General features: G+C 61.4%; 3 protein-coding genes and 1 tRNA gene (1 of these 4 cut by a window edge). 1 reads left to right on the forward strand and 3 read right to left on the reverse strand.

Translation table 11 applies throughout. The features are described 5' to 3' along the window. Both ACZ5WW_RS09875 and ACZ5WW_RS09880 read right to left on the reverse strand, forming a co-directional pair. Positions 1–22,414, reverse strand: partial view of an autotransporter-associated beta strand repeat-containing protein gene (locus tag ACZ5WW_RS09875; protein ID WP_377164662.1) — the 5' portion only. 20,462 nt of this gene lie to the left of the window's left edge; only the first 22,414 of its 42,876 coding nucleotides appear in the window; its start codon is at positions 22,412–22,414; its stop codon lies beyond the left edge, outside the window. A 441-nt stretch (positions 22,415–22,855) separates the two neighbouring features. Further along, positions 22,856–22,927: transfer RNA gene (locus ACZ5WW_RS09880), tRNA-Arg, on the reverse strand. 242 nt (positions 22,928–23,169) lie between these two features. Here ACZ5WW_RS09880 and ACZ5WW_RS09885 point away from each other — a divergent pair. After that, positions 23,170–24,615 carry a Gfo/Idh/MocA family protein gene (locus ACZ5WW_RS09885; protein WP_377164660.1) on the forward strand — a complete coding sequence of 482 codons (1,446 nt, stop codon included), beginning with the start codon at positions 23,170–23,172 and terminating at the stop codon, positions 24,613–24,615. Positions 24,616–25,166: 551 nt separating this feature from the next. On the opposite strand, the gene ACZ5WW_RS09890 is transcribed toward ACZ5WW_RS09885, so the two are convergent. Beyond that, complete coding sequence (locus ACZ5WW_RS09890; RefSeq protein ID WP_377164658.1) at positions 25,167–26,171, reverse strand: hypothetical protein; 1,005 nt, start codon at positions 26,169–26,171, stop codon at positions 25,167–25,169. Positions 26,172–26,173 lie beyond the last annotated feature (2 nt).

Raw genomic sequence — 26,173 nt, forward strand, 5'->3', positions numbered from 1 at the left:
GCACGTTGGCCGCAGTTTCAGTGATCGTGGCCGCTGCGCTCACGCGGAGTGAGTTGATCGTACGTGTGGTCACGCCCGAAACGTTTGCGGAGACAGTGATGTTGTCCGTGCTCGTGCCGGCGGTCAGTGCATTGGTGGAGTAGAGCGGATAGCCAAGGGTCCCCAGCGCGCCCACACCGCCTGCTGTTCCGCTTGGTGTGATGTATCCGGCAAAGTCTGTGCCGTTCACCACGGCCCAGCCACCGATGATGCCATTCGCAAGAGTCGGTGCTGCAGTGATGATGATCTGGCTGTTGTTCGTGCCGCCCAATCCCGGATTGGTGCCCGTAAAGTTGAGGGTGCCGCCAGCATTGCGGGTGAGGCTTGCCAGCGTCAGCGTGGACGCCGCCACGGAGTTGGACGCAGGCGTCACGGTCACCGTGCTTGCGCCGGACTGGATCGTCACCGCTCCCACGGTCGCGCTGCTCTGGGCGCCAAGATAGGTCAGCGTCGAGCCCTGCAGGGAGATGGCTGCCGTTACGCGCTGGCCCGGAAGGTCTGCCGTCGTGTAAAGCCCCGTGTCATCCAGGGTCAGTCCGCCAAAGTTCACCGTGACACCGGTGGTGCCGGACAGGCGGCCTTTGTCACGCAGCAGCAGCGTGCCGTTGCGCACCACTGTCGCGCCCGTGTAGGTGCTCGTGCTGGTGAGCGTGGTCGTATTGTTGCCAGCACGGGTGAAGTTCAGGTTGCCAGTGATCTTGCCCGCAAAGGTGGCGTTGGCGTCATAGGTGGCCGTGAGGGTCGCCACGGTCAGGCTGCTGTTCGTCACCTCACCTGCAGTGTCCGCCAGCGAAGAGACGCTGTCGATCCTGCCCACCGCCTGGTTTTTGCCGTTGATGTCCAGCTTGCCGCCGTTCACGCGCACAGAGAGGAGCGTTGGCGTCGTCGCCGTCGGCAGCACCGTGAGGGTGTTGTCCGCACCGCTGTTCAGGATCAGAGTGCCATCGTTGATCGTCGTCTGGCTGCCACCTGTCCAGTACTGCTGCTTGTTGATGCTCATCGTCCCGGCTCCGCTCTTGATGAAGCCGTTGCTGCCCTGCATGTAGCTGTTGAAATTCAGCGTGTTCACCGTGTCCATCTGGTGCACGATGAACTGGTTGCCACCAGCCTGCACGATGCCGTTGCTGAAACCGCCGCTGGCATCAAAGACCAGCACGCCACCGCTGCCTACCGTCAGCACCGCAGCATTGTTGATCCCGCTCAGCGCTGCTCCGGTGTTCAGCGTCAGGCTGTTCACTGTCAGCGTTCCAAATTTCTGCGAAGAAGTCATCGCCACGTTGGAGTTCGTGCTCACCGCACGGAACAGTCCTGGCGCAAGTTCCGCTGCCGTTAGCGCACGGAAGCCTCCTGCCGCGGAGTAGGTGGCAAAGCCCTGGCCCAGACCGCTGACGCTCGAGTCGACCAGCACATCCGGACGGATGCTGATCGTGTTGGACCCATCTCCTGTGCCACCGCCGAAAGTATTGCCAAAGGTTCTGACAAAAAGGTTCGCCACGTTGGCTGGTTGAGCAGTGCCCAAGCCCGTCCCGCGGATCAGCATCGTGGCACCACCCGTGATGCTGCCAAAGGTGCCTGCCGTGAAGGAGAGCGACTGGCCCGCGCCGGCGGTCAGGGTGATGATGCTGTATCCGTTCGCCGCCTGCAGCGTTCCCACCGTGCCGACGTTGATGCTTTCAGAGCTGCTGGAGCTCGAGCTGCCAATGATGTTCAGGCGCCCGCCGCTGACATTGACGGTCCGGCTGAGCACGCCGACTCCAAAGTCAGTGCCGCCCAGACGGTTGCTCAGGTTGGCTCCGCTGTTGTCCAGCGTCAGTGTGCCCCCGGTCAGCAGGGTGTAAGTGCCAAACTTCGTGCTGCCCGCAGCGCCGCTCAGGTTCACCGCACCCTGGGAGACTGTCAGAGTTCCGGTCGTGATCGAGTAGTTTCCGGCCGCGCTGTCGATCGTCATGTTGCCGGTGCCGATCTTGTTCAGATTGAACGCCGTGCTCACCTGGGTGGCGGAGCCAAAGATGCCCGAGAAGGTGAAGTTCGAATTGTCAAAGCCTGTGCTCAGGGTCGATGCGCCAGCGTTGTTGGTCACCAGCCCCGTGCCCGTGATCGAACCCGTGACAACGTTCACACCGTTGATGTCCAGCGTGCCTGCCGTCGCGAGGCTGATCTGCGAATTGCGGGACAGGCCGTTCGTCGCACCTGCACGCAGGGTGCCATCGCTGATGGTCGTGATGCCCGTGTAGTTGTTCGCAATGTTGGACAGGGAGAGAATGCCAGCTCCGTTTTTGGTGAAGGCGAATGAACCGGTGTAAGCCGCCCCCAGAGTGCCGACCACCACCGGACTTTCCACCGTGATCGTCCGGGTGCCTCCGCCAAAGGTGACCAGCCCGTTCAAGGCAAGATTGTTCGAAACGACACCGCCAAAGATCAGCGTGTTGCTGCTGTTGGAAACCGTGATGGCGTTGTAAATCGTCGTACCGGTGCCGATAAGTTTCACGCCATCCGCCGTCAGGCTGATGGTGCCGAGGCCAAACGCACCGCCCATCACAATGCCTGATGAAACTGTGTCAGAGGCGCCGGCGATCAGTGAGCCCGCACCCAGCGTGATGCCGCCGGTGAAGGTGCTGAGCGCACCGCTGAAGGACAGGGAGCCGCTGCCAGCCTTCACCAAAGAGCCGTTCTGAACAATGCCGGAAATGACAAGGTCATTTGGAGACAGACCGGAGGTCGTGATCGTGCGTGAGCCACCGGCGAGGTCGATGCCGCCCGAGATCGTCGGCGTGAAGCTGAGGCTGTCATTCACCGAGGTGATGCTGCTGCCAGCTCCCAGGGTCAGGCCGCCGTAGTTGAGCGTGTTGGTGCCGGAAACCGTCGCATTGTTGGACAGTGTCACTGTGGAACCGCCCACGGCGGTGATCGTGGTGCCAGCAGGGATCCCCAGACCCGTGACCAGCATGCCGACTGCAAGGCCTGCCGGTGCCACTGTGACCGTGTTGCTGCCCAGCACCGTTGTGGAGCTGACGGCGTTGCCCGTGGCATTGATGGCCGGAGCCACCGTACCGCCGCTGTTGTTGAAGGTGATGGTGCCGGTCAGCGTGTTGTTTCCGATGTAGTTGAGAATACCGCCGCCGTTGATGACGATGTTGCCGGCGCTGGCGATCTGGCCTGCATTCGTGGCCATCGTCACCGTCGCATTGTTGATCGTCAGGTTGCCAGGGATCTGGGCAAGCGCAGCAGCACCACCCAGGGTCAGCGTGCCCTGGTTCACGATGGTGCCACCGGTGTAGGTGTTGGCCACCGTGCTTGCGAGCGTGAGGGTGCTCGTACCGGATTTCACCAGCGCCATTCCCGTTCCAATGATCTGGCTGGAAATGGTGGCCGTGTTGTTCGTGTGCACATAGAGCTCAGAAACGCCGGAGGTGAGCGTGCTGCCCGTAATCACACTGGCCGCGCCGTTCAGGATGATGCCGCCCGTTGCTACATTCAGCGCACCAGTCAGCGTAATCGTCGCAGCCGCACTCACACGGAGTGAGTTGATGGTCCTTGCCGTAACGCCAGAAACGTTCGCTCCAACGGTGATGTTGTCCGTGGCCAGTCCCGCTGTCAGGGCTGCGCCCGAATAGAACCCGTAGTTCAGGCTGCCCAGGGCTCCAACACCACCCTGCGTGCTGGTGTTGGTCATGTAGGTGGCAAAGTCGGTGCCGTTCACCGTGGCCCAGCCACCGATGATGTCATTGGTGAGCGTTGGAGCGCTGCCGTTGATCTGAGTCAGCAGAATCTGGGAATTGCCGCTTCCAGCCTGCCCAAGGTTGGTACCGGTGAAGTTCACCGTGGCACCAACGCCACTGCGGAGAAGGTTGCCGATCGTAAGAACGGCTGTGCCTGCGTTTCCGGCAGTGGAGGTGATGATATTCGCACCGCCTGCTGCTGCTCCGCTCTCAAGCGTGACCGTTCCCAGCGTCTCAGTCGTAGCCAGCCCCGGTGCACCGGTCAGTGTCAGTGTGGCACCGCGCAGAGTGACGGCATTGCTGTCAGCCACCCGGTTCGAGTTGGCGTAAATGGTGAGGTTGCTGTTGTCCATGTTCAGCGCACCGTAGTAGATCTTCAGCCCTGCTGTGCTGCTCAGGCTGGCGTTGTCTCTCAGCTGCAAGGTGCCGCCACGGATGATCGTCTCACCAGTGTAGGTCTGCGCAGCGGTCAGCAGGGTGGTGTTGTTGCCAGAACGCGTGAAGGCCAGTGAACCGTCGATGACTCCGCCAAAGTTGCCTCCACCGGTCGAGGTCAGCACTGCCGCCGTTGCACTGGTGATGGTTCCACCGGTGCCAGGCAGGATGTTGGTGCTGCCGAGTGCTCCCACCGCCTGATTACGGCCATTGAGATTCACCGTGGCGCTGTTCAGCGTGAGCGACTGCGTACCGACAGCCGTGGCTGTTGCATTGACCGCGATGGTGTTGTCCGCAGCCGCGTTCAAAGTCAGCGTGCCGGCGTTGACCGTGACGGTGCCGGTGGTGAAAAGCCCCTTGGAGAAGGTGGCGTTGCCCAGGCCGTCCTTGGTGAAACCATTGGCCGCCGTGTTGAGGATGTAGCTGTTCACCGCGATGTCTCCCAGAGCGTGCAGCCAGAATGTGGAGCCACCGCTGGAGATCTGACCGCCATTGAGGCCGGTGTTGCCTGTCTTGGCCAGCAGGGCGATGCCGCCCAGGTTCAGGATGCTTCCCGTGTTGAATCCTGTCAGCCCGCCGCCGCTCAGCAGCGAGGCCACGTTCACCGTGTTGGTCGTGAAGGTCTGGCCGCCGCTCAGTGTGAGGTTGGCGTTCGTAGCGTTGATTCCTGCGATCGATCCGATCATCTCGCTCGCATTGAGCAGACGGTAGCCGACGCCAGGCGTGTAGGTCACAAACCCCTGCCCGCTGCCGGCGGAGGAGTTGTCACCGATCGTGTCAATGCGCACGCTGACATTCGCCAGCCCCATCACCGCACCACCGCCGCTCATGGCGACGCTTGAGCTGAAGACATTGGCCACTCCGGCACCAGGTGCAGAGCCGAGATTGTCGCCACGGATCAGCCAGCTCGTTCCACCGCCCAGCGCAGGCGTGGAGGCCAGGTTCAGCACCGTGGAGCCACTGCCAGCCACCAGCGTCAGAGTATTGGCTCCAGCCCCGTTGTTGAGCGTGCCCACCGACTCGTAAGAGCCGGAAGCCGCGCCAATGATCTTCACTTCACCACCTGCCACAGTCAGGTTGCGGCTGTTGCCGGCAGCGGTGGCATTCGGCCCGCCAAGGCGGTTGTTCACAGCGGTGGTCGAGTTGTCCAGGACCAGCAGCCCCGTGTTGTTCACCGCATAAGTTCCAAAGGCGGTCTGTCCGTTGCCTGACAGGGTCACCGTTCCGCCATTCACCGTCAGCGTTCCGGTCGCCGTGCTGCCTGCACCGGTGAGCGTCAGGTTGCCGCTTCCCACCTTCGTCACGTTGAGCGCGGCGAGTGTCGCCGCATTGTAGGCAAGGAACTGGCCCGCAAAGGTCGTGTCGGAGTTGTTCAGGCCGACCGTGAGCGTGCCGCTGGTGCCGCTGTTGTTCGTGATGATGCCGGCTCCGCTGAGCTGGCTGATCGCGTCGCTGAATCCGTTCAGGTCCAGGGTGGAGCCCGCCACCATGCTGAAGGTGGAGAAGTCTGGAAGAACGTTCGAGGCTCCCAGGAACAGCGTTCCCGCGTTCAGCGTCGTCGCACCTGCGTAGCTGTTGCCGGCAGACGACAGTCGCAGCCCGCCATTGCCAGCCTTGGTGACGCCACTGGATCCGCTGCCTTGCAGCGCGGCCGTGATGTCGAGGCTGACAAGCGCCAGCCCCGTGGTCGTGATGGTTCGTGCCGAACCGCCCAGATTGACGACACCCGTGGTCGGCGCTGCAGCCGTACCTGCCGCACCAGTCGCGGAAAGGACGGCTGGAAGAGTGAAGCTGTCATTGCTGGCCGTGATGTTGTTGCCCAGCGTGAGCACACCAAACCCAACGGCGAGCGTCGGAGCGGCGGTGCCGCCTGGATTGTTGAAGGACAGCGTGCCGTTGAGCGCGTTGTTGCCAATGTAGGTCAGCGTGCTGCCGCTGTTGATGGCGATGTTTGACGCCGCTGCGATCTGCCCTGCATTCAGCGTCATCGTCACGTTGGCGTTGTTCAGCGTCAGGTCGCCAGGAATGACGATCGAGCCAGCCTGGCCGGCAAGCGTCAGCGTGGACTGGTTCACAACGGTCGGACCCGTGTAGGTGTTGGACTGAACGGTCGAGAAGGTAAGGGCCACGGAACCGGCCGCCACATTGTTGGAAAGGGTGATGTTGTTACCCGAGATGCCGGTAACAGTCGTTCCGGCAGGCACCCCCGTACCCGTGACGGTCTGTCCGACCACCAGGTTCGCGTTGTTTGCCACGGAGACAACGTTGCTGCCGTTCGCAGTCGCGGCAAGCACCGGAGCACCAAACGTCAGCGGCACCGAGGTCCCGCTGGCCGTCGCGCTGAGAGACAAGGTCACGTTGTTGCCGTTGATGGCCGTGATCACCGCCCCCGCTGGGATGACCGAATTCGCCGTCAAGGTGCCGCCCGAGATGGTCTGGGTCGCATTGGCGCTGATCGTAAATTGCGTGCTGCTTGTGATGCCCGTCACCGTGGCTCCCAGCGGGATGCCAGGCCCGGTCACAGCCATGCCCACATACAGAGCAGTGTTCGCAGTGATGGTCACACTGTTGCTGCCGCTGGTCGTTGCGACACCCGCCAGAGCGACCGGTGCGCCCACGCCGCTGACTGCCATGCCCACGGCAAGCCCGTTCGTGCTCGCCACGGTGATGACCGGAGAGCCGTAAACGGTGCTCGTCGCCGCGATCGGCACAGGATTGAAGTCGGTGCGCAGATTGCTTCCCGCAGTCACTCCTGTGGATGTCGAAATGGTGAAGGTGGTCGGACCGGTGATGCTGGTGATCGTCGCTCCGGTCGGGATGCTGGCATTGCCAGTGATCGCCTGACCGACCACGAGACCTGCCGTGCTGGTCACGGTCACCACGTTGCTGCCAGCTGCAGTGGTCGCGGCCATGGAGTTGGCTGGCGTCAGCGTCAGCGTGTTGCCGCCGGACTTCACCAGGGAAACCGAACCCGTGCCGTTGTCGGTGATCGGGGTGAAGATCGTTGCCGTGTTGTTCGTGTAGGCATACAGCGTGGCAGGAGTGTTAGGCGCCGCACCGGCGGTGAGACGGCCGCCAGCCAGCACGCTGGCAGCACCGTTGAGGAGCAGGCCGCCGGAGGCGATCGTCAGCGTGTCCGAAAGCGTGCTCATCTGGATGGTCGAGGCAGCGCTCACACGCAGCGAGTTGATCATGCGTGCGGTCACGCCTGCCACGCTGGCACCCACGGTGATGTTGTCAGTCGCACCACCTGCGGTCAGTGCGGCAGAGGAGTAAGCTGCATAGCCTGTGCTGCCGAGCGCACCCACACCGCCCTGGGCGCTGCCGGGTGCCAGGTAGCTCGCAAAGTCGGTTCCATTCACGATCGCCCAGCCGCCGATGAGGTTGTTGCTCAGGGTAGGCGCGTTGGTGATGATGATCTGGCTGTTGCCCACCGCTGTCTGTCCCAGCGTGCCGGCGCTTGTGAAGTTCACCGTCGTGGCGGTCAGATCGCTCACCGTCAGGCTTGCCAGGGTGAGCACCGCGTTGGAGCTGGTGTTCACCGAGCTGCGGGAGGCGTTGATGACCGACGCGCCGGAAAGAATCGTCACAGCACCCACATTCTGCGTCGAAGTGCCGCCGTTGAAGCCGAGGAAAGCAAGCGTACCACCCTGCAGCGTGATCGGAGTCGCCGCATTCAGGCGGTTGATGTCCACCGCCGGAGCGTTGGTGCTGTCAAGGTTCAGCGTGCCGAAGTAGTTGGACACAGAGCTCGTGCCCGAGAGCTGGCCATACTGCTGCAGATTCAAAACACCACCGCGGATGATCGTCGCGCCCGTGTAGGTGTTATTGCTCAGCAGGGTCGTCGTTGTGTTGCTCGAACGCGTGAAATTCAGGTTGCCTGCGATCACTCCCGCAAACGTGCCCGTGCCAGTCGCGGTCAGTGTCGCTGTCGTTGCGGAAAGGTTGGTGATCGTTCCTCCCGTGTTCGCCAGCGTCGTGTTGGAGCTTGCCAGCGCAGCCACCAGCTGATTGTTGCCGTTCAGGTCCAGCGTACCGTTGTTCACGTTCAGGGCGTTGCCGACACCGAGGCCGGTGACAAAGAGCGTGTTGGCGCCACCGCTCAGCACTGCCGTGCCACCGTTGATGTTCGTCGTTCCTGTGAACAGCTGGCGTGTGCCAAAAGTCACCGTACCTGCACCGTCCTTGGTGATGCCACCTGAGCCGGTGATCGCAGCGTTAAGCGTCAGCGAGGTGCTCGCTCCCGGGGTCCAGAGAAACAGCGATGTCGAGGGCGCGGCGATCAACCCACCGCTCATCACGCTGCTGCCAGACTGCACCAGAATACCGCCGCTGGTGATGGTCAGCGTGTTCACCAGAGGCAGCGGCCCCGCCGCACGCGTGCCCGCATTGGCGGTCATCGTCAGGCTGTTGATCGTTGTGCCCGTGGCAAACACACCGCCGAAGGTGCCGATCGCCAGCAGGTCGTTGCCTGTCGCGCTGGAGCTCAGGAATGGCGCGTATTCAGCCGCAGCCAGCGCACGGAACCCGTTGCCACCGGCCACGTTGGCCGCACCTGCCGCTCCCACGTAGGTCGCAAATGATGTCCCATTCCCTGTGGCTGAGGTGTCCACCAGAATGTCTGGCCGGATGGACATCGTCGTGGTTCCGACGGCCCCGGCTCCGCCAATCTGTGTGGGGACAGTCGTCACCGCCACAAAGTTGGCCGTATTCGCCGTGCCCACGGTCCCGCCGAGGTTGGTGCCACGCAGCAGCAGCGATGCACCCGCCGTGACCGTCAGCGGACTGAAGGCCCCGACATTGATCGTCAGGCTCTGTGCCGCATTCGGCGTCAGCGTGATCTTGCTGCCCCCCACCGCAAGGCTGAACGTTCCCATCGACTCCGTCGTCGCAGCTCCGGAGTTGCCGGTCACGTTAAAGGAACCGCCACCGAGGGTCAGCGTCGCATTCGCCGGAGACGTCACACCGCCAAGGCGGTTGTTCACGTTCGTGCCGCTGTTGTCCAGGGTCAGCACACCCGTGTTGTTCACCGTCTGTGTGGCAAAATCGCTCGCCGCATTCCCGCTGTAAAGCACGGTGCCATTGTTGATGATCATCGCGCCCTGGGAGGTCGACACCCCCGTCAGATTAAGCACGCCAGTGCCCATTTTGGTCAGGTTCACCATCGCCGGGAAGTCCAGGCGTGGCCGGCTGAAGCTGCCGGAGAAGACCGTGTTCGCATTGTTGTATCCCACGACCAGCGTGCCCGCGGTGCCGGCCACCGAACTGTTCGTGATAGTGCCGGATCCCGAAAGCCCGCCCACGATTCCGCTCAGGCCGTTGAGGTCAATGATCGTGCCTCCGGCCAGATTCACCGTCGAGTTCAGCACACCGCCGTTGGCGATCCCCACAAACAGCCCGCCCTCGTTCACGTTCAAGCCGCCGCTGATGGAGCTCAGCCCGCTCAGTTGCAGCAGCCCTGCTCCCGTCTTGTTGATCGTGCCGGTCCCGGTCATCACAGAGGCGATGATGAGCGCAGGATTGATCGTCGTGTACACCTGCCCGACGGCCGTGGGTGCGCCGACGCTGATCGTCGTTGTTCCGCTTCCCAGGTTCAGGCTGCCGCCGGCGATCGTCGCAATCGTCAGCGCATTGCTCGACGTGACGCTGATGGCGTTCGCACCCGTCAGCCTCAGTTCGCCCAGCGTGTTCACCGTGGGGTTCGTCGTGCCGCCGTTGTTGTTGAAGACCAGGCTGTCCAGCGTGTTCGCGCCCACCAGGTTCAGCGTTGAGCTGCCATTCAGCGTCACCACATTCGAGGCATCGATCTGACCGCCGTTGATCAGCAGGTTGACGACACCGCCGTTGAGGGTCAGCCCGCCCGCAGGAATGACCACCGTAGATGCCGCACCGTTCAGCGCCAGAGTTCCCTGGTTCACCGTCGTTCCGCCAGTGTAGGTGTTGGCACCCGTCAGAGTCAGAAGGCCGCCGCCCGATTTCACCAGCGCCACTTTCGAGGAGCCAAAGCCGCTGTTGGCGATCACCGAATTGATCATCAAGTTGGCAGTTCCCGTGTAGGTGCCGCCGTTGTTGGTGGCGGTCGCGTTGTTGCTCAGCGTGATCTGCGTGCCGCTGTCCACAGAGGCGATCACGGTGCCCACAGGTATGCCAGGGCCCGTCAGCAGCATCCCGGCAGAGAGGTTCGCGGTGGAAACCATGCTGACCACATTGGAACCGGCCACGGTTGCCGCAGTCGCGGCGCCTGTTGCGGCCGTGGTGCCGGTGGAGGCGTTGTAAATCACCAGCTCGTTGGTGCCGCTGGTCGCTGTGCCGCCGGCAGTCAGCACGCCGCGGAAGGCAGCGCTGCCGATGGTGGAGCCTGCGGTCTGGTTGCTGCGCAGAAGGCCGCCTGCCTCAAGATTCAGCACATTGCCATCCGCGCTGAAGAGCACGTTCGCGTCGGAGGTGCCGCCAAAACGCAGCATGGAGGTGTAGGTGATCGGGGCGGAGAGCGTCGTGTTGTAAGACCCGGAGCTCGTCAGCGTGTTGCCAGGCCCCTGCAGCAGTGTGATGTTGCCGGAAGCAAACGCGGCATCATACCCCGCATAGCCCGCCGTGCCCAGGGCACCCACACCTTGCGCCGCATTGTAGGCCGCATAATCCGTGCTGTTCGCGATTGCCCAGGCACCCAGCGCCCCGTTGCTGCCATTCGTCATTCCGCCTGTCACCACGATCCGTGGGTTCGTTCCCTCGGAGCCCAGCGTGCCGTTGTTGCTGGTGAAGTTCACGGTGGTGCCCGTGTTGCGCGTCAGGCTGGAGAGTGTCAGCTGAGAATTGGCGTAACTGCCGACAGTTTGCACGCTTGCCGTGATCTGGTTCGCCCCCTGCGCCGCAGTCACATCACCCACGGTTTCACTGCTGAAGGAGTTCGCGCGTCCGTTATAGTTCAGCACACCGCCACGCATCGTGATCGGCGCTGTGTCGCTCAGCCGGTTCGTGTTGTCCGTCGCGAAGCTCGTATTGTTGTCCATCGTCAGCGTGGCGTAATTGAGATTGATCGCCGATGTGTTGAGGATCGTTGCACCGTCCTGCAGCAGCAAAGTGCCGCCCATCAGGTTGGTCACCCCGGTGTAGGTCTGCGCACTTTCCAGCGTCAGCGTGTTGCCGCCCAGACGAACAAAGTTCACCGCGCCCGTGATCTGCCCTGCAAACGTGGTGCCGCCGGCATTCATGTTCGTGATGAACGTGCCTGTTCCATTGCTGGAGGTCACGATGCCGCCGCTGTTGGGCACCACACCTGCCGACTGGAACTGCCCCACATACTGCGTGTTCCCGTTGAGGTCCAGCACCCCGCCCACATCCAGGTTCAGAAGCTGGTTCGGATACAGCGAGTTCAGTCCGCCCGCCATCACCATGGTGCCGTTCAAAATGTTAGTCGTGCTGGTGATGAAGGTCGGTGTCGAAAGCCTCAGCGTCCCCCCCGCCACCAGAGCCATGCCGTTCGTGCCGGTGATCGCGCCAGTCACATTCAGCGTCGTTCCTGTGTTGACCAGGAAGTAGGCGGTGTTCCCCGCGAAGGCCGTGTTGGTCTGGGCCAGGGTGTTGTTGCCCCCCGTGTTCAGAATGGCCGCCGCTGTCAGCGTCATGACGAATCCATTGTTGGAGCCCACCGTCAGATTGTTGCCGTTGATCTTCAGCGCATTGAGCGTCTTGGCGGCCGTCAGCGCCGCTGGATTCGCCGTCAGGTTCATCGTGGCCGTGGCCGCAGCACCGTTCAGGTCGTTCGTGGTCACATACCCGGCTGCACTCATGGCCTGGATGCCGTTGCTGTTCGCAGTCACACCGTCGTTGTTGTAGGTGGCAAAATCATTGCCCCCGTTCAGGTACACACGCTGCAGGATGCCCGTAGTTGCGGGCACCGGCGTCGGAGCTGTCGTAAAGAGGATCTTGTTCGTGCTGCCCAGCCCTGTGATTCCGGTCAGGTCCAGCGAGGATCCGGTGTTCGCAAAGTTCACAGACGCAAAGGTCAGCGTGTTCGAGCCGCTGCCGGACATCGTGATCACGGAGTCCACCGTGTTGAGGGTCAGCGCACCCAGGGTTTCCGTGGAGCCCGCACTGTTGCCGATGAAGTCCAGCCTGCCGCCGGCGATGGTGATCGCACCGGTGTCAAACAAACGGTTGCCGTTGTTGTTGGTGCTGTTATCCAGGCGCAGAATGCCTGTCGGATTGATGGCCACCGTACCCGCTGACCACGCACCGTTGGCACCGTTCAGGCTTACCACACCACTGCTCACCGTCAGTGCCGCAGTCGCTGTGTTCACAGCGGTCAGATTCACCGTCCCCGTGCCTGCATACGTAAAGCCGCTCGCCCCTGTGCCACCGTTTTGGATGACACTGGAGATGTTCGTGTTCCCAGAGCCGGCGATGGTCAGCGTGCGGCCGGTGGTGTCATTGGTCAGGTTCACCGGCTGCGTGCTGAAGGTCAGCACCGCACCACCGCTGAGATTGTTCGTGATCAGGCGGTTGCCACCGTTGTTCTGCAGGGAGTAGCCCTGCGTGGCATTGCCTGCAAATTCGATCGAGTTCGTTCCGGAAATCACCCCGTAGGCATTCGTCACCTGCAGCGGCGTCACCAGCGCATTGGCTCCTGTCAGAGCCACGTTGGACTGCAGGGTGCCGCCCGCAAACGCGAGGACGTTGGCCGTGCCAAACGGATTGAGGTTGCCCGCTTTGTTCACGATGATCGTTCCTTGGTTGATCGTGGTTCCTCCCACGTAGCCAGCCCCCGCTGCGCTCGCACCGCCGATCGTCACTGTTCCCATGGTGTTATACACCACGCTGACCGCTGCAGACGCATTGCCCACAGAGCCGATCACAGCATTCAGGTTCGTATTGCCCGTGCCGACAAAACTCAGCGCACGTGCAGTACCGCTTTCAAGGCTGGTGATGTTCCCGTTGATGGTCAGGCCACCGGCAACCGCATTGCTGATGTTCCATGGATTGCCAGACACCATGTAGATCCCGCCATTCAGCGTGATCGGGGCATTGCCCATGAACTGCGCCGTCGTGTTCGGGTTCATGACAACGGGCTGCGTAAGTGTCAATCCGGCCGGATCCGTGGCGTAGATGCCTGCGTTGGAAATCAGCAGGCCGCCGATGATCAGCGGGCTGCCAGCCACCACGGTGCGCGCTGCGGAGATCGTGAACGTCGTGGAGTCCACAATGCTGGCAATCGTGTCACCGTAGGAGATCCCGTTGCCGTTGATGTTCATGCCCACCACCAGCCCGGCCGTCGTGCCGGAAGAAAGTGTGATCGTTGCTGTGTTGGAAACCGCATTGGCCACCAGATTGGTGGTCCCTGTGGCACCGATGCTGTTGTTGCTTCCAATCCCAAGGTAGCCGGCGTCCACACGCACACCACCGGTGAAGGTGTTGCTGCCAGTCAGTTCCCAAGTGCCGCCCTCATTTTTCAGAATGCGCAGCGCGCCACCGTTGTCGGCGAGCACGGAGGTGATGGTGTTCGCATCGTTGCTGTAGCCGATCAGGTTCAGGGTCTTGTTTCCAGCCGCAGCATTGATCACATTGGTCAGAATCAGCGCCCCGCTGCCGCTGGAGCTGATCGTGGTCGAGGCATTCAGGTTGATCTGGCGCTGCGCAGTTTCTCCGGCGCCGGCATACAGCAGCGTCCCGCCGTTCAGGTTCAGCTGCCCCGAGCCATCACCAAAGGCGCTCGTGTTCACAGACCCGCCGCCAATCGAAGTCACAGCCAGACCGCCCGCAGACAGGGTGGTGTTGCCGCTGTACGTGTTCGCTCCGGTCAGGTAGAGCAGCCCTGCCCCTGTTTTGATAAGGCCGCTTCCCGCAACACCGCTCAAAACACCCGAAAGGGTGGCGTAATCCATGAACGTGCTCGTGTTGTCATCCACCTGCACAGTCCGCACCGCTCCATTGAGATTGATCGCATTGGTCACCTCCGTGTCATACAGCGCCGTCGTGGAGCTCAGGATCAGGGTTCCCGTGCCATTGCCGATGCCGCCAAGCCCCCAGGTCTGCATCGCATTGCTCCCGCCAAAGTTCACCGTCAGCTTGCCTGTGCTGGCCGCAAAACCACCGTTCTGGCTGATGGCCGTACCGGCAGCATCCGTCCAGGCCACCTGCCCTGCACCGGTTCCGATGCTGCGCGTAAACGTGCCTGAGCTTTCCAGCACACCACCGGCAAGACGCAGGTTGGAACCTGCAGACAGGCCGGCGCCGTCCTGCGCGCGCAGCTGACCACCGGTGATGGTGGTCGGTCCTGTGTAGGTGTTGTTGCTGTTGCCCAAAATCCACAGGCTCGCTCCGGCCTTGGTGATCGAAAGCGCTCCGCCATTCGGATTGTCAATCAGGTGCAGGTCGATCTCGTTGTCACCGATCGAGTTCCCTGTCAGCGTCAGTAGCCGCGCGCCAGAGCCGCTGAACACCAGGTCGGCGGTGTTGTTGAAAATAAGAGCTGCGCTGTTGCCCCCGCCGGCTGCAGTGACGATGTTGTTGCCAAAGCTTCCGGAGGAATCAATCGTGCCGTTGCCTGCCAGAGTGAAGAGCCGGTTGATGGAAACAGACGGTGTTGCCGTAGTCTGGAAAATGCCGTTCGCGGTCGAGCCGGTGTACTGCAGGGTGCCGCCGTTAAACACCAGGCTCGCGGCATTGTTCGCATCCTTCTGCGCCTGGTCGGCTCCGCTGGAGTTGCCCACACCGATGCTGCTCGCAGAGCCAATGTTCGCAAGGCTGTTCACCACCAGCGTTCCGGAGTTGATCTGCACCTTGCCCGAGAAGGTGTTCAGGCCGGAGAGCGACAGCGCCGCCGTTCCCGTCTTGAGGATGGAGATCTGGCCCGCCGTTTGTCCAGGCAGAGGCGTGGCGGTGTCATCCTGAATGATCCCCGTAAACACACTCGCAGTGTTTCCGTTCCCAATCGTGAGGGTGGAAGTGGTGTTGGCAGCGGTGTTGGTGATGACCCCCGTTCCGCTCAGCGCGTTCAGGTTCTGCGTGTTGGTGCCGCTGAATGCCGTCGAGCTGACGTTGACACCATTCACATCAAACGTGGTGCCCTGGCGCATGGTCAGGTTCATGTTGTTCGCACCCAGCGTCGTGGTGGCACCCTGCAGCTTCAGCGTGCCTTCGTTGAGGAAAATGGTGGCTGCCGCCTCTGCGTTCACAGCATTCAGGATCAGGGTACCCGCACCATTCTTGGTGAAGCCGCCGGTGGTTCCCACCAGCATCGCCGTGGAAAGCGTGATGGTGTCGCTCGCTGTATCAGTGCGGAAGACCAGATCCGCCGCACCGCCTGAGGTGATCCCCGTGCCACCGGAGATCGTGAGGGAATTCCCCCCCGTGACAAGAATGCCACCCGCGACACCAGCCCCGTTCTGCAGCGTGAGTGTCTGGCCGGACGCAAGGGTCAGCAGGCGAGGCCCGCTCGCCACCTTGATGCCGCCGTTGATACTCGCCGTGGTCTGACCCGTCACATTTCCTGTGAGCAGGTAGGGTGTCGTATTGCCGCCAGTCAGCGCAGTGCCACCGGCAAATGTGGTGTAGGTGGCCGCACCCACCGTGCTGCCTGCGGCAAAGTCCGCTCCTCTGAAATAAAGGTGCGCATTCAGGATGCCGTTCACATTGGCAGCACCAGTGAGCGTGATCGAGGCCGTACCACCTGCAGTGGTGTCCGTGAGGAAGTTGAGGCCCGTCCCCGCAGCCACCGTTCCCAGGCTGGAGAAAGTGAGCGCCGTCGCACCCGAGGAACCCGCAGTGACCAGCACCGTACCCGCACCCGCTGTCGCGATAAGGCTTCCTGCAGACTCTGAGCTGCCAGTGGTGAAGCCTCGGTATTCAAAAGTACCGCCCGCATACCCGTTGCCACGCACGGAGTCCACATTGAACGTCACCGAGCCCGTGCTGTTGTTCAGCAGGTCCGAGCCCGTTCCCGTGGCCACCGTCGGGCTGAACTGAATCTTGCCACCTGCGACGGTGACGCCTCCCGTGAATCCTGTGCCGATCGCACCAAAGGTGATCGCAGATCCGCCGGTAATCGCGGTGCCACCCGTGTTAGCGCTCATCGTCACCGTGTTGGTGGTCGGATCGATCGCGGTGATCACTGAGCCCACAGCAGGACCGTTGGTGGGCGTCGCCGTGATGGCTTGTCCCAGAACCAGACCCGCGACAGAGCTCAGCACCAGCTGGTTCAGGTTCGCTGCTCCCGTGGTGACGGTGATGCCGCTGGAGGCAGCCGCATAGTTGCCCACAGTAGGATCATATCTCCAGGTGCCCGTGCCAATCTTCAGCAGCGAGGTCGCACCACCGTTGTCCTGGATGACACCACGGATTTCGTTGATGGTCGTGGACAGGCTGTCTCCGCCCAGGGCAAACGTCTTGGCTCCCGCTCCGGTCGTCGCAATGTTGCTGCTCAGCACCAGTCCCGTCGCTCCCGTCGCGTTCGACAGCAGCACCGCATTGACGCCCGTCGTTCCGGCAAGGTTGAAGACCTTGCCCGCAGTCTCTCCCGCCCCCGTGTAGTTCAGGGTGCCGGCAGTCGTGGTCGAGCCAAGGCTGACCATGCCTGCAAAGGCGCCCGCACCGCTCACGTTGTTGTTCAGACCGCCGACGCTGTTGATGATCAAAGTACCGCCGTTGACACTGGTCGTGCCACCGTAGGTCGACGCCGAGCCCAGCACGCTGGCCGTACCACTGCCAGACTTCACCACAAGGTGGCCGCGGCTTGCCGCATTGATGATGCTTCCTGTGATCACCATCTCACCGCTGGCCGCCAGCGTCAGGGTGCGCAACCCGGCGTTTTCAGTCGTCTTCCACATGTCGCCATTGAAGGTCACGGAACCGCTGCCGTTGTTGGTAAGGCTGAGGCTCGCGATCTGGGCGCTGTTGCCAAGAGGATTGTAATTGCTGAAGCTTGCCGAATAGCCATCGCGTCCGGTGATCACCAGGCCCTCATTCGCAGCAGCCCCGGGAACGCCCGACAAAGTGCCGAAGGCCACCATCTGGTTCAGTCCCGTTCCCCCGATCGAACGGTCAAGGAACAAAGTCAGGTTGCCGCTGGTATTGTCCGACAAGCTCACATTTTTCGAGGCAAAGCCAGCTGGGCTGTCCGTGCGGAACTCCCAGATGCCGGTGGTGCCACGGATGACACTGGCTGACGTGCCAAGACCCAGCTGCCGCGGATCACTGATACGGATGGAGCCCGAGTCAGCTCGGAAATCCCCGATGTAGCTGTTGTTGACGTTGGTCAGCACCAGCGTGTTGTTGAAGCCGCTGATTGATGATTTGTTGATGCCGGAGGCTCCGCTGGCACCGCCAATGACAAGCCCGTCGATGATGATGTTGCCTGGGCCGCCGGTGAAGTAAAAGCCTTGGTTGCCGGTACCCACTGCCAGCACGGCAGAGCTCGACAGCCTCATGGTGCCAAAAGCGGCACCCACTCGGTTTTCCGTGTTCGACGAGGTGCCGATGACACCTGTGTACGTGTTGTTGCCGATGTTCAGCAGCGCCACGCTGTTAAAGTTGTTGTTGCCACGGCCGGAAAGAACCAGATCGCGGCTGAAGGTCATCCCCGTGGCACCGCCGCCACCCTGGATCACAAGCGTGCCGCTCGGCAGGCCCACAGAACTGTTGACGCCGTTCACGAAAATCGGAGACGTCCCAGCCCCAAGCTGCCCTTGGTCCGTGACGATCAAAGTTCCGATGTTGATGTTCACCTGCCCGGTGAAATTGTTGCCGCTGTTGGTCAGGCTGAGCACTCCGCCACCCACCAGCGTCAGGTTGCCAGAGCCGGAAATCTGGCCGCCAAAGCTCGTGCGCGTTCCAATCGCCGAAGTGTTGTTGAGGTAGTTGATGCCACCGATCTGCAGCGTCCCGCCGTTGCTGAGCAGCACATTTCCGCCCAGCGCACCGCCGCCTGACAGCGAACCGATCGCCACCGTGTAGCCGTTCACATCCAGCGCTGCTCCGGCCACATTGGCCAGCGTCACCGCCGATCCGATTCCCAGCGGGCCGCCCAGCGTTGTCTGCGCAGCCGCCATTCCGTTGGTCACAGAGCCAACGGCGAACTGGCTGGATGCTCCAGCCTGCAGGGTGCCCCCGTTGATCAGAGTCACGCCCGTGTAGGTGCTGCCCGTGCCAAACGTAAGGGTGGAGGATGTCGGCAGGGTCACCGCCTGCGAAAGCGTGATCGTGCCAGATCCGATGCTCGCAATCGTGGTCCCTGGTGCGACTCCGTATCCCGTCACGGCCTGCCCGACACTAAGCCCGGCCGTGCTGCTGACATTGACCGTGGCAGTGTCGCTCAGGGTGCCCGTGGTGTTGACTGCGGTTGCGCCGCTGCCAATCGCCAGGAAAATGGAGGTCGTCTGCGTCGCGGCCTGGGACAGCGTCACACTGCCTGCACCAATGCTGGCGATCGTCGTGCCAGCAGGAATGCCATAGCCCGTAACCGCCTGGCCCACGGCCAGTCCCGTCGTGTTCGCCACCTTGACCGTCGTCGTGCCGTTCATGATCGCCGGAGCTGTGGAAACCCCGCCGGACACCTGCAGCGTGCCGTCACCAAATTTGATCAGGCTGCCCGTGCCGCCGCTGATCGTGCTGTTGATGCTGAAAACTCCGGTGCCGTACTGGTGCACAAAAACTTCCGAGTTGTTTGCCCCCACCTGGCCGCCGGTCAGCGTTCCGTTGCTGGAGCCCGTGAACTGCACCACTCCGCTGGAGACTGTCAGCACATTGCCGGCAGCCCCCATGTCCACCGTCTGCGCACCGCCGGAAGTGTCCATCGTCAGAGAATTGACAGAACGTGCCGTGATGCCGTTGCTCCACAGCAGCGGATTGCTGGCCATGCCGTTGGTCGTGTAATCAACGCTGGCATTGTTGCTGTTGTTGGCCAGCACAGTCGCCCCGGCCCCCGTGTAGCGCACAATCTGCGTGCCACTCGTCATCGCCACCCCGGTCGCCGTGCCGTCGTTGATCGTCGCGTAGCCCAGAAGCCCGCTCGTCGCCGTCGTCGCGACCACACCGCCGCCTGAGGTGTCAAACGCCACTGTGCCGCCCGCACCACGGTTGATCGTGCTGCCCACGGTCAGCGTGCCAGAGCTGGCAATCAAAGAATTGTTCGTGTTGGCAGCGATGCTCAGAGTGCCCAGGTTCTGCGTACCATACATCAGGTTCAGCGTTGCTCCGCTCAGGGTGGTCCCGGACGTTGCACCCAGTGCGCCTCCGACGATGTTCACCGTGCTGCCAGTGATGCTGGTGGCACCCGTGTAGGATCCACCGGCACCCGAGAGCCTCCAGGTACCTCTGCCGGTGATGTTCAGTCCGCCATTGTGTTGGAGATCATCATCCAGGGTGCCATTGCCAACACCCGCCAGAGTCAGTGTGCCCGTTCCCGACACTGCAGTGCCGCTGCCGATCGCCAGAGAGCCTGCATCGATCGCGATGGTTGCCGAGCTCCCCAGGATGATCGCCCCGCCAAAGGTGTTGTTGCCATAGCTGTTCACCAGCGCGCCGTTTTGACCGGCCGCTGCACCGTTGCCATTCAGCACCAGCGAGCCGCCCAGTCCCACACCGCCCGTGCTGACCGCACCGGTAAGCTGCCCGTTGAGCAGCAGCGCAGCACCTGTCTGCACCGTGATCGTTGTCAGCAGCCCGCCGCCCAGAGCCTGGTCGTTCTGCGCGCTGATCGAGCCCGCCTGGATCATCGTGTTGCCCTGGTAGGTGTTGGCACCTTGCAGGAAGAGCGTGCCGTTGCCGGCCTTGCTCAGCCCGCCCGCACCGGAATTGCCCACAGAGTTTGCCAGCACCACCTGGTTGTTGTTCGTGTCAAACACTGCAGTGCTGTTGAATGTCATCTGCTGCGTGGAGGGGTCGATGCTTCCAAACAGCGTCGTGTTCGGGTTCCACTGCAGCCCGCCTCCATTGAAATTGATCGCTCCAGTCCCGAGCATCACCGCGTTGGTGAAATTCACCAGCCCTCCGTTCAGATTCAGGCTGTCAGAGAAAGGATTGCCCCCAAAGGTGATCGGCGCACCATTGGCCACGGTCACCGCATTCGAAAGCACCAGCGTGGTGCCGTTGGTGATGCCGGAAATCACCGTCCCTTCCGGAATGTTGGCCCCTGCGACCACCATCCCCACCTGCAGGCCAGCCGTTGGCACCGTCAGTGTCGTGGAGGCCGTCGACGCCGCAGTGGTCGTCACCGCACGGGAGGAGGTCAGCGTCAGAATGCCGGTCCCCACCTTGTTCACGATGCCGCCGCCCACACCCACCAGCGTACCGGCAAAAGTCGTGTTCTCATTGTTGCTGCCCACCGTCAGCGCATTCGTCCCCAGCAGCACCGCACCACCGCCCGTGCCACCACCGGAGAGCGACCCGATGCTGTTGTTAAACCCGTTCAGATCCAGGAAGACAGATGACGTGTTCGCCAGCGTCACCGCCGAGTTGTTGCCAAACGCACCATATCCCACATCCGAAGCCAGCCCCGCACGCAGCGTTCCCGTGTTCACCAGCGTCGGCCCCGTGTAGGTGTTCTGGCCGTTCAGCAGCAGCACACCGCCAGCCACCGGCGTCGCGATCAGCCCGCCCGTACCCGAAAGAATCCCGTTGATCGTCGTCACCGAGGCATTCGTCGTGTTGATCGTTCCCAGGGACCCGTTGTTAAAGAAGATGTCGCGTCCCGTGTCCAGAAGCTGCGAGGCCCCCGTGATGCTCAGCACCCCGCCCGTGTTCCCCGCATTGTTGAAATAGATGTCCCCGTTCAGATCCCCCAGGTTCGCCGTGGTTGCGATGCTCAGGGTGCCCGCGTTGATCACCGTGCCGCCCGTGTACGTGTTCGTGCCACCCAGCGTCGTCGTGTTCGTGCCGGAGTTCACAAAGGTCAGCACACCCACGTCGTTGTCAGTGATGGCGGCATTGATCGTGATCCCCTGCCCGTTGCTCGCAGAAACGTACAGGTTCCCCGAAACCGCGCTCGGCAGCGTCACCACACCGCCCGTACCGCCCGCAATCGTCAGCACACCCGTGCCGCCGTTGAGAATTCCGTTCGTGCCCAGGTTCGCACCAGTCGCCAGAGTCAGCGTCGCCGCGGCACCCGTGTAGCGCAGGCCCGTCATGTTGCGTGTCCCAGTCAGCGTCGTCGCCGCGTTCAAAGTGTAGCTGTTCGCAGCATTCGTCCACGTCGTCTCAGCCGAGGCGGCAATGTTCGCCTGCAAAATGTTCCCCGAGGCATCATACACCCCGTAGTCATTGTTCGTGGCCAGCCCCGACCCCGTCGTCAGCCATGGCCCGATGATCTGCCCCGCCGTCGTCGCCGCACCAAACGCGCTGTTGTTGATCCGGTTCGTCGTCGTGTTCGGGTTGCCACCAGCCGAGATCGTCACCGTGGCAGTCCCTGTCTGCGTCAGTCCGCTCAGGATGATCGCCTGCGTACCGCTCGACACCGCATTCGTGCCAAAGATGTTCAGACGGCCCGAGTTCAGCGTGACCGCACCAAACGTCTCCGAACCCGCCGTCACCGCCGCCGCAGTGTCCGTCACCTGAATCGTCCCGCCGTTGGAAGTGATCGCCGCTCCGTTTCTCACACGGTCCAGGCCAGCCTCCGTGTTCGTCGTGTTCGTCAGCAAAATCGTGCCCCCGTTCAGCGTGATCGCCGAGGTGCTCAGCAGCGCACGGCTGTTCTGCGTCAGCGACATCGTCATCCCGTTGTTGATCGTCGTCGTCCCGCTCCATCCCGTCAGGCTCGCCGCCGTCCCCGAAAGCGTCAGCACACCCGCCGTCGCACCGCCAAACACTCCGCCAGACAGCGTCACATTATTGCCCGCCAGCGAACCGTTGATTGTCGCCGCCGCGACGTTGTTCAGGATGATGTTGTTGTTCGTCGCACCAAAGGTCAGCACGCTCGTGTTTCCAGCAGCACCCAGCGCGTAGTTCGTCGTGTTAAACTGCAGCCCGCCCACCGTGATCCCAGACCCCAGGTAAACAGAACCCGCAGTGCCCGTAAACACAGCAAGGTCATTGTTCGTGTTGTTCCATGTCGAGAGCGACGTCTGCAGCAGTCCGTTGCCATTCCACCAGTTCGCACCGCTGCCATTGCTCCAGGTGCCCACACCACCGAGGCCACCGCCTGTGACGACATTGTTGATGGCCGTGGCATCACTGTCCCAGTAAAGAGTTGCCGCATTCACAGCAAGAGGTCCAGGCAGCCAGGTTGCCATCAGGCAAATCATGAACCATCCCAGGAATTGGCGGTGGTGGCGTAATGTCTTCATAAGCGATAAGGAAAAGGTTGTGCTCCCGTGTCTGCGTTCACAAATGCGTCGATGCATCAGCCCGCAGCCTCTTCGCAAGAGGCGCGGCTAATACATTCTTTATTTTGGCGGCAGTCCGTGGTTGGTGGCATCTAAAGGTATTCTTTGTATCAAAACACAATGTTCCCTTACCAGCCAATTTATTTTTATTCTTTCGCAAAAAACTTAAACCGCTGATTTTCAACAATCTAAGTTTTAGAGTTCCACAGACAAAAGATCAGTCTCAAATCTTAAGGTATTGACCTTAAATGAGAAACATTCTCTTGCGCAAAATCCAGAAAGCGCAGCAGTTATGGTAAATTAACAGCTCATTTCGAGCCCCATCTGCCTCATCATTTAACCACCTCGTATCCCCGACAGGAATCGAACCTGTATCTAGAGTTTAGGAAACCCTCGTTCTATCCATTGAACTACGGGGACAACGGAGACCGCCATGTCTTCACCGGTTCACGCCAGGATTCAACTCCCGAATGCAAGTTGCAACCAACTCCAACCACCTCTTTCCTCCCCCCCCACCCAGGCCCGCCACTCGCATCCACCCCACGGCGGTCCAAATCATAAGTCATAAATCGTAAATCATAAATCCCCTCCCCTCTTTCCCCGCAACATCCCCTCCCTCCACACGTTTCCCGCATCCCTTATATAGAAAGACACACCAGCCCATGAATCACCGCACCCACTCCCGCCGCCACTTCCTCACCACCACCGCCGGCCTCGCAGCCAGCGCCTTCACCGGCCCCAATCTCCTCCTCCGCGGCCAGGACGCCTCCGCCAAGCGCCTCAACCTCGTCCAGATCGGTGCCAACGGCAAAGGCCTCGCAGACACCGGCATGGTCACCCTCAATCACAACATCGTCGCCATGGTCGATGTCGACACCAAGCGCCTCGAGGAAGCCGCCAAAAAGCGTGAGAAGCACCACCTCGACTCCTCCCAGCCCGCTCCCCCCGCCCCCAAGCTCTACCAGGACTTCCGCAAGATGTTCGATGAAATGAGCAACCAGATCGACGGCGTCATCGTCTCCACCCCGGACCACACCCACTACATCGCCGCCATGCACGCCATCAAGCACGGCAAGCACGTCTGCGTCCAGAAACCCCTCTGCAACTACATCTCAGAAGTGAGAGACCTCCACCGCGCCGCCAAAGACGCTAAAATCGTCACCCAGATGGGCAATCAGGGCCGCACCATGGACGGCCAGCGCATGGCCAAAGAATGGATCGAGCAGGGTGCCATCGGCACCCTCAAAGAAATCCGCCTCTGGACCAACCGCCCCATCTGGCCCCAGGGTCCTATTAAGAAGAAGCTCGTCGAATGCCCCGCCAATCTCGACTGGGACCTCTGGCTCTCCTGCGAACCCTCCGAGCCCTACTTCGAGTTCGATCTCGACCCCGAAATGGCCAAAAAGAAGCAGCGCTCCCCCGGCCCCGCCCCCTTCAACTGGCGCGGCTGGTGGCAGTTCGGCTCCGGCGCCCTCGGCGACATGGGCTGCCACATCATGGATTCTAGCTTCTCCATCCTCGGCCAGCTCATCCCTGAAAAGATCGAAGCCGAATCCGGCCCCATCACCGATCTCAACGCCCCCATGTGGTCCAAGCTCATCTACCACATGCCCGCCGGCAAACACCCCGCCCTCACCGTCTCCTGGCATGACGGCGAAAAAGACGGCGTCCCCAACAAGCCCGAACGCCACCCCGACATCCCCGAAGAAACCTTCAAAAAAGCCACCAGTGGCATGATGTTCATCGGCACCGACGGCGTCATCTTCGAAGGCGACGCCTACTGCAAGAGCCCCATCATCTACCCTCTCGATAAATACAAGGCCGTCCGCGAAGACATGAAGTCCGGCAAGATCAAGCAGACCGAAACCCGCTCCGTCATGCCGGACAACCCCCAGGGCGAATGGGCTCACCACATCGTCCATGGCGGCCTCCCCTCCTCAAACTTCGACTACTCCGCCCCCCTCACCGAATTCGTCCTCCTGGGAAATCTCGCCATCCGCGCCCAGCAGACCGTCCAGTGGGACAAGAGTGCCATGAAAGTCACCAACGTCGAAGCCCCCAATAAATACATCACACGTCCCTCTTACAGGGATGGTTGGAAAGCATAAATCCTATTCTTTAGCCCCTATTTAGATTTCAGCGGCAGCAGGGCGACCTGTTGCCGCTTATTTTTTGGGTGCGAACGGAAATCTTTAGGGAAATGGAGGATGAAATTGGAGGGCGTTTATGGTTTTTAATGTGTCGGATTCAGCAAAAAAGAGGATCGAGGGACGATTTTGGAGAGCATTTGAGAGCCGTTTTTGTGAATTTTGGGGTGCCTGGTGCAAACAAAGAGGCGAATACGGCGCTTGTTTTGGGTTGGTCAGCGGTGTGGTCTGACATTTTGGGGTTGGGACAGGCAGGGAACGAGGAGGAGCTTAGAAAGCTCGCAGTGGTTTCCATCTCAGACAGCGCCCCCCTGCCGCCTTTTCATCTCCACAGCGCCAACAGCGCGACGTATCGCAGCCCATTGCAGTGCGTCGAGTCATGGCAACCCGCCATCCGGAAAGCAAATCCAGCACAGCGCCACTCTCCGCGTCGACCAGCAGTTTCTGCAAAGAGCCCCGCAAAGAGTTTTTCTCACCACTGCGGCAATAGTGTTGAACATGGCCGCAGTTGTTCAAAACACCGCGTCCAGATTCCTGGCGTTTTGCAGGCGGGCGTATGAAGTGTAGCGGGGGGACTGTGGGGCCATGACTCTGCCACCGGGTACAAAAGGTATGGGGCGGATCTTCTTGGCGGGCTCTTTGAAGTTGAGCACGTATTTGCCGGTGTCCTTCCACGGCTCGATGCTGGCTACTTCGGCCACGTGAGTTATGGCGGAGTCGGGAGCCACTTGATAGGTGGCCAGGTATTTGATTTTGTCGCGCATGCTGGAGTGAATGCGGATGGCATACCAGCGATTCTCGCCGAGGAAGGTTTCTTTGAAGCCGTCCTCGCGTGCGGCCACAACCACGGTGTCGATCTCCGCCGGGTCGATGGCGGGCGTGTTGCCGCTGTCGGCGGCGCTGGAGGCACTCTGGGTGCTGAGGTCGTAGAGGAAGGGCTCAAACTGGTAAACGCTGTCGCCGGAGGAGGAACGGAAGCGTTGCAGAGTTAATGTCTCCACGGGGAAGGCGAGAGAGCGGCGCAGGATGCTTTCGAGTTCATCCTCCAGTTCGTCGATGATGACGAGGCAGTTGAAGGCGTTCTCCGGGTAGATCATCTGCTCCAGCAAGTAGTCGAGATTGCTGAAGCCATTCTGCTGCGCGTAGGCCTCGCAGCGTTTCACGGTTTCCGGGCTTTTGAGCAGGTGCTCGCGCAGGAGGCCTTTCATTTTCTGCGGCGTGCTCTTGAAGGAGAGGGAGAAGTTCAGGAGTTGCTGGGCAATGTGTCGCAGTGGATCATGCTTCGCCAGTTCCACCTCCACGAGATAGAGCACCGGCTTCTTCGGGCTGGAGAGGTCGATGAGATAGCCGTCCGGAATGTTCTGCGTCTTGCCCTTCTCGCCGATGAGCTTCTTCAGCTCCAGGTAGATGCGGCTGTCACCAAAAAGCGCCATTTTCACCTCGGCGATGGTGTTTTCAAGTTCCGCTTCCTTGTCAAAGGGCCACGGGTGGTATTGGTGTTGGGGTGTCCAAAGCATAA

This window comes from Prosthecobacter fluviatilis, assembly GCF_055388355.1.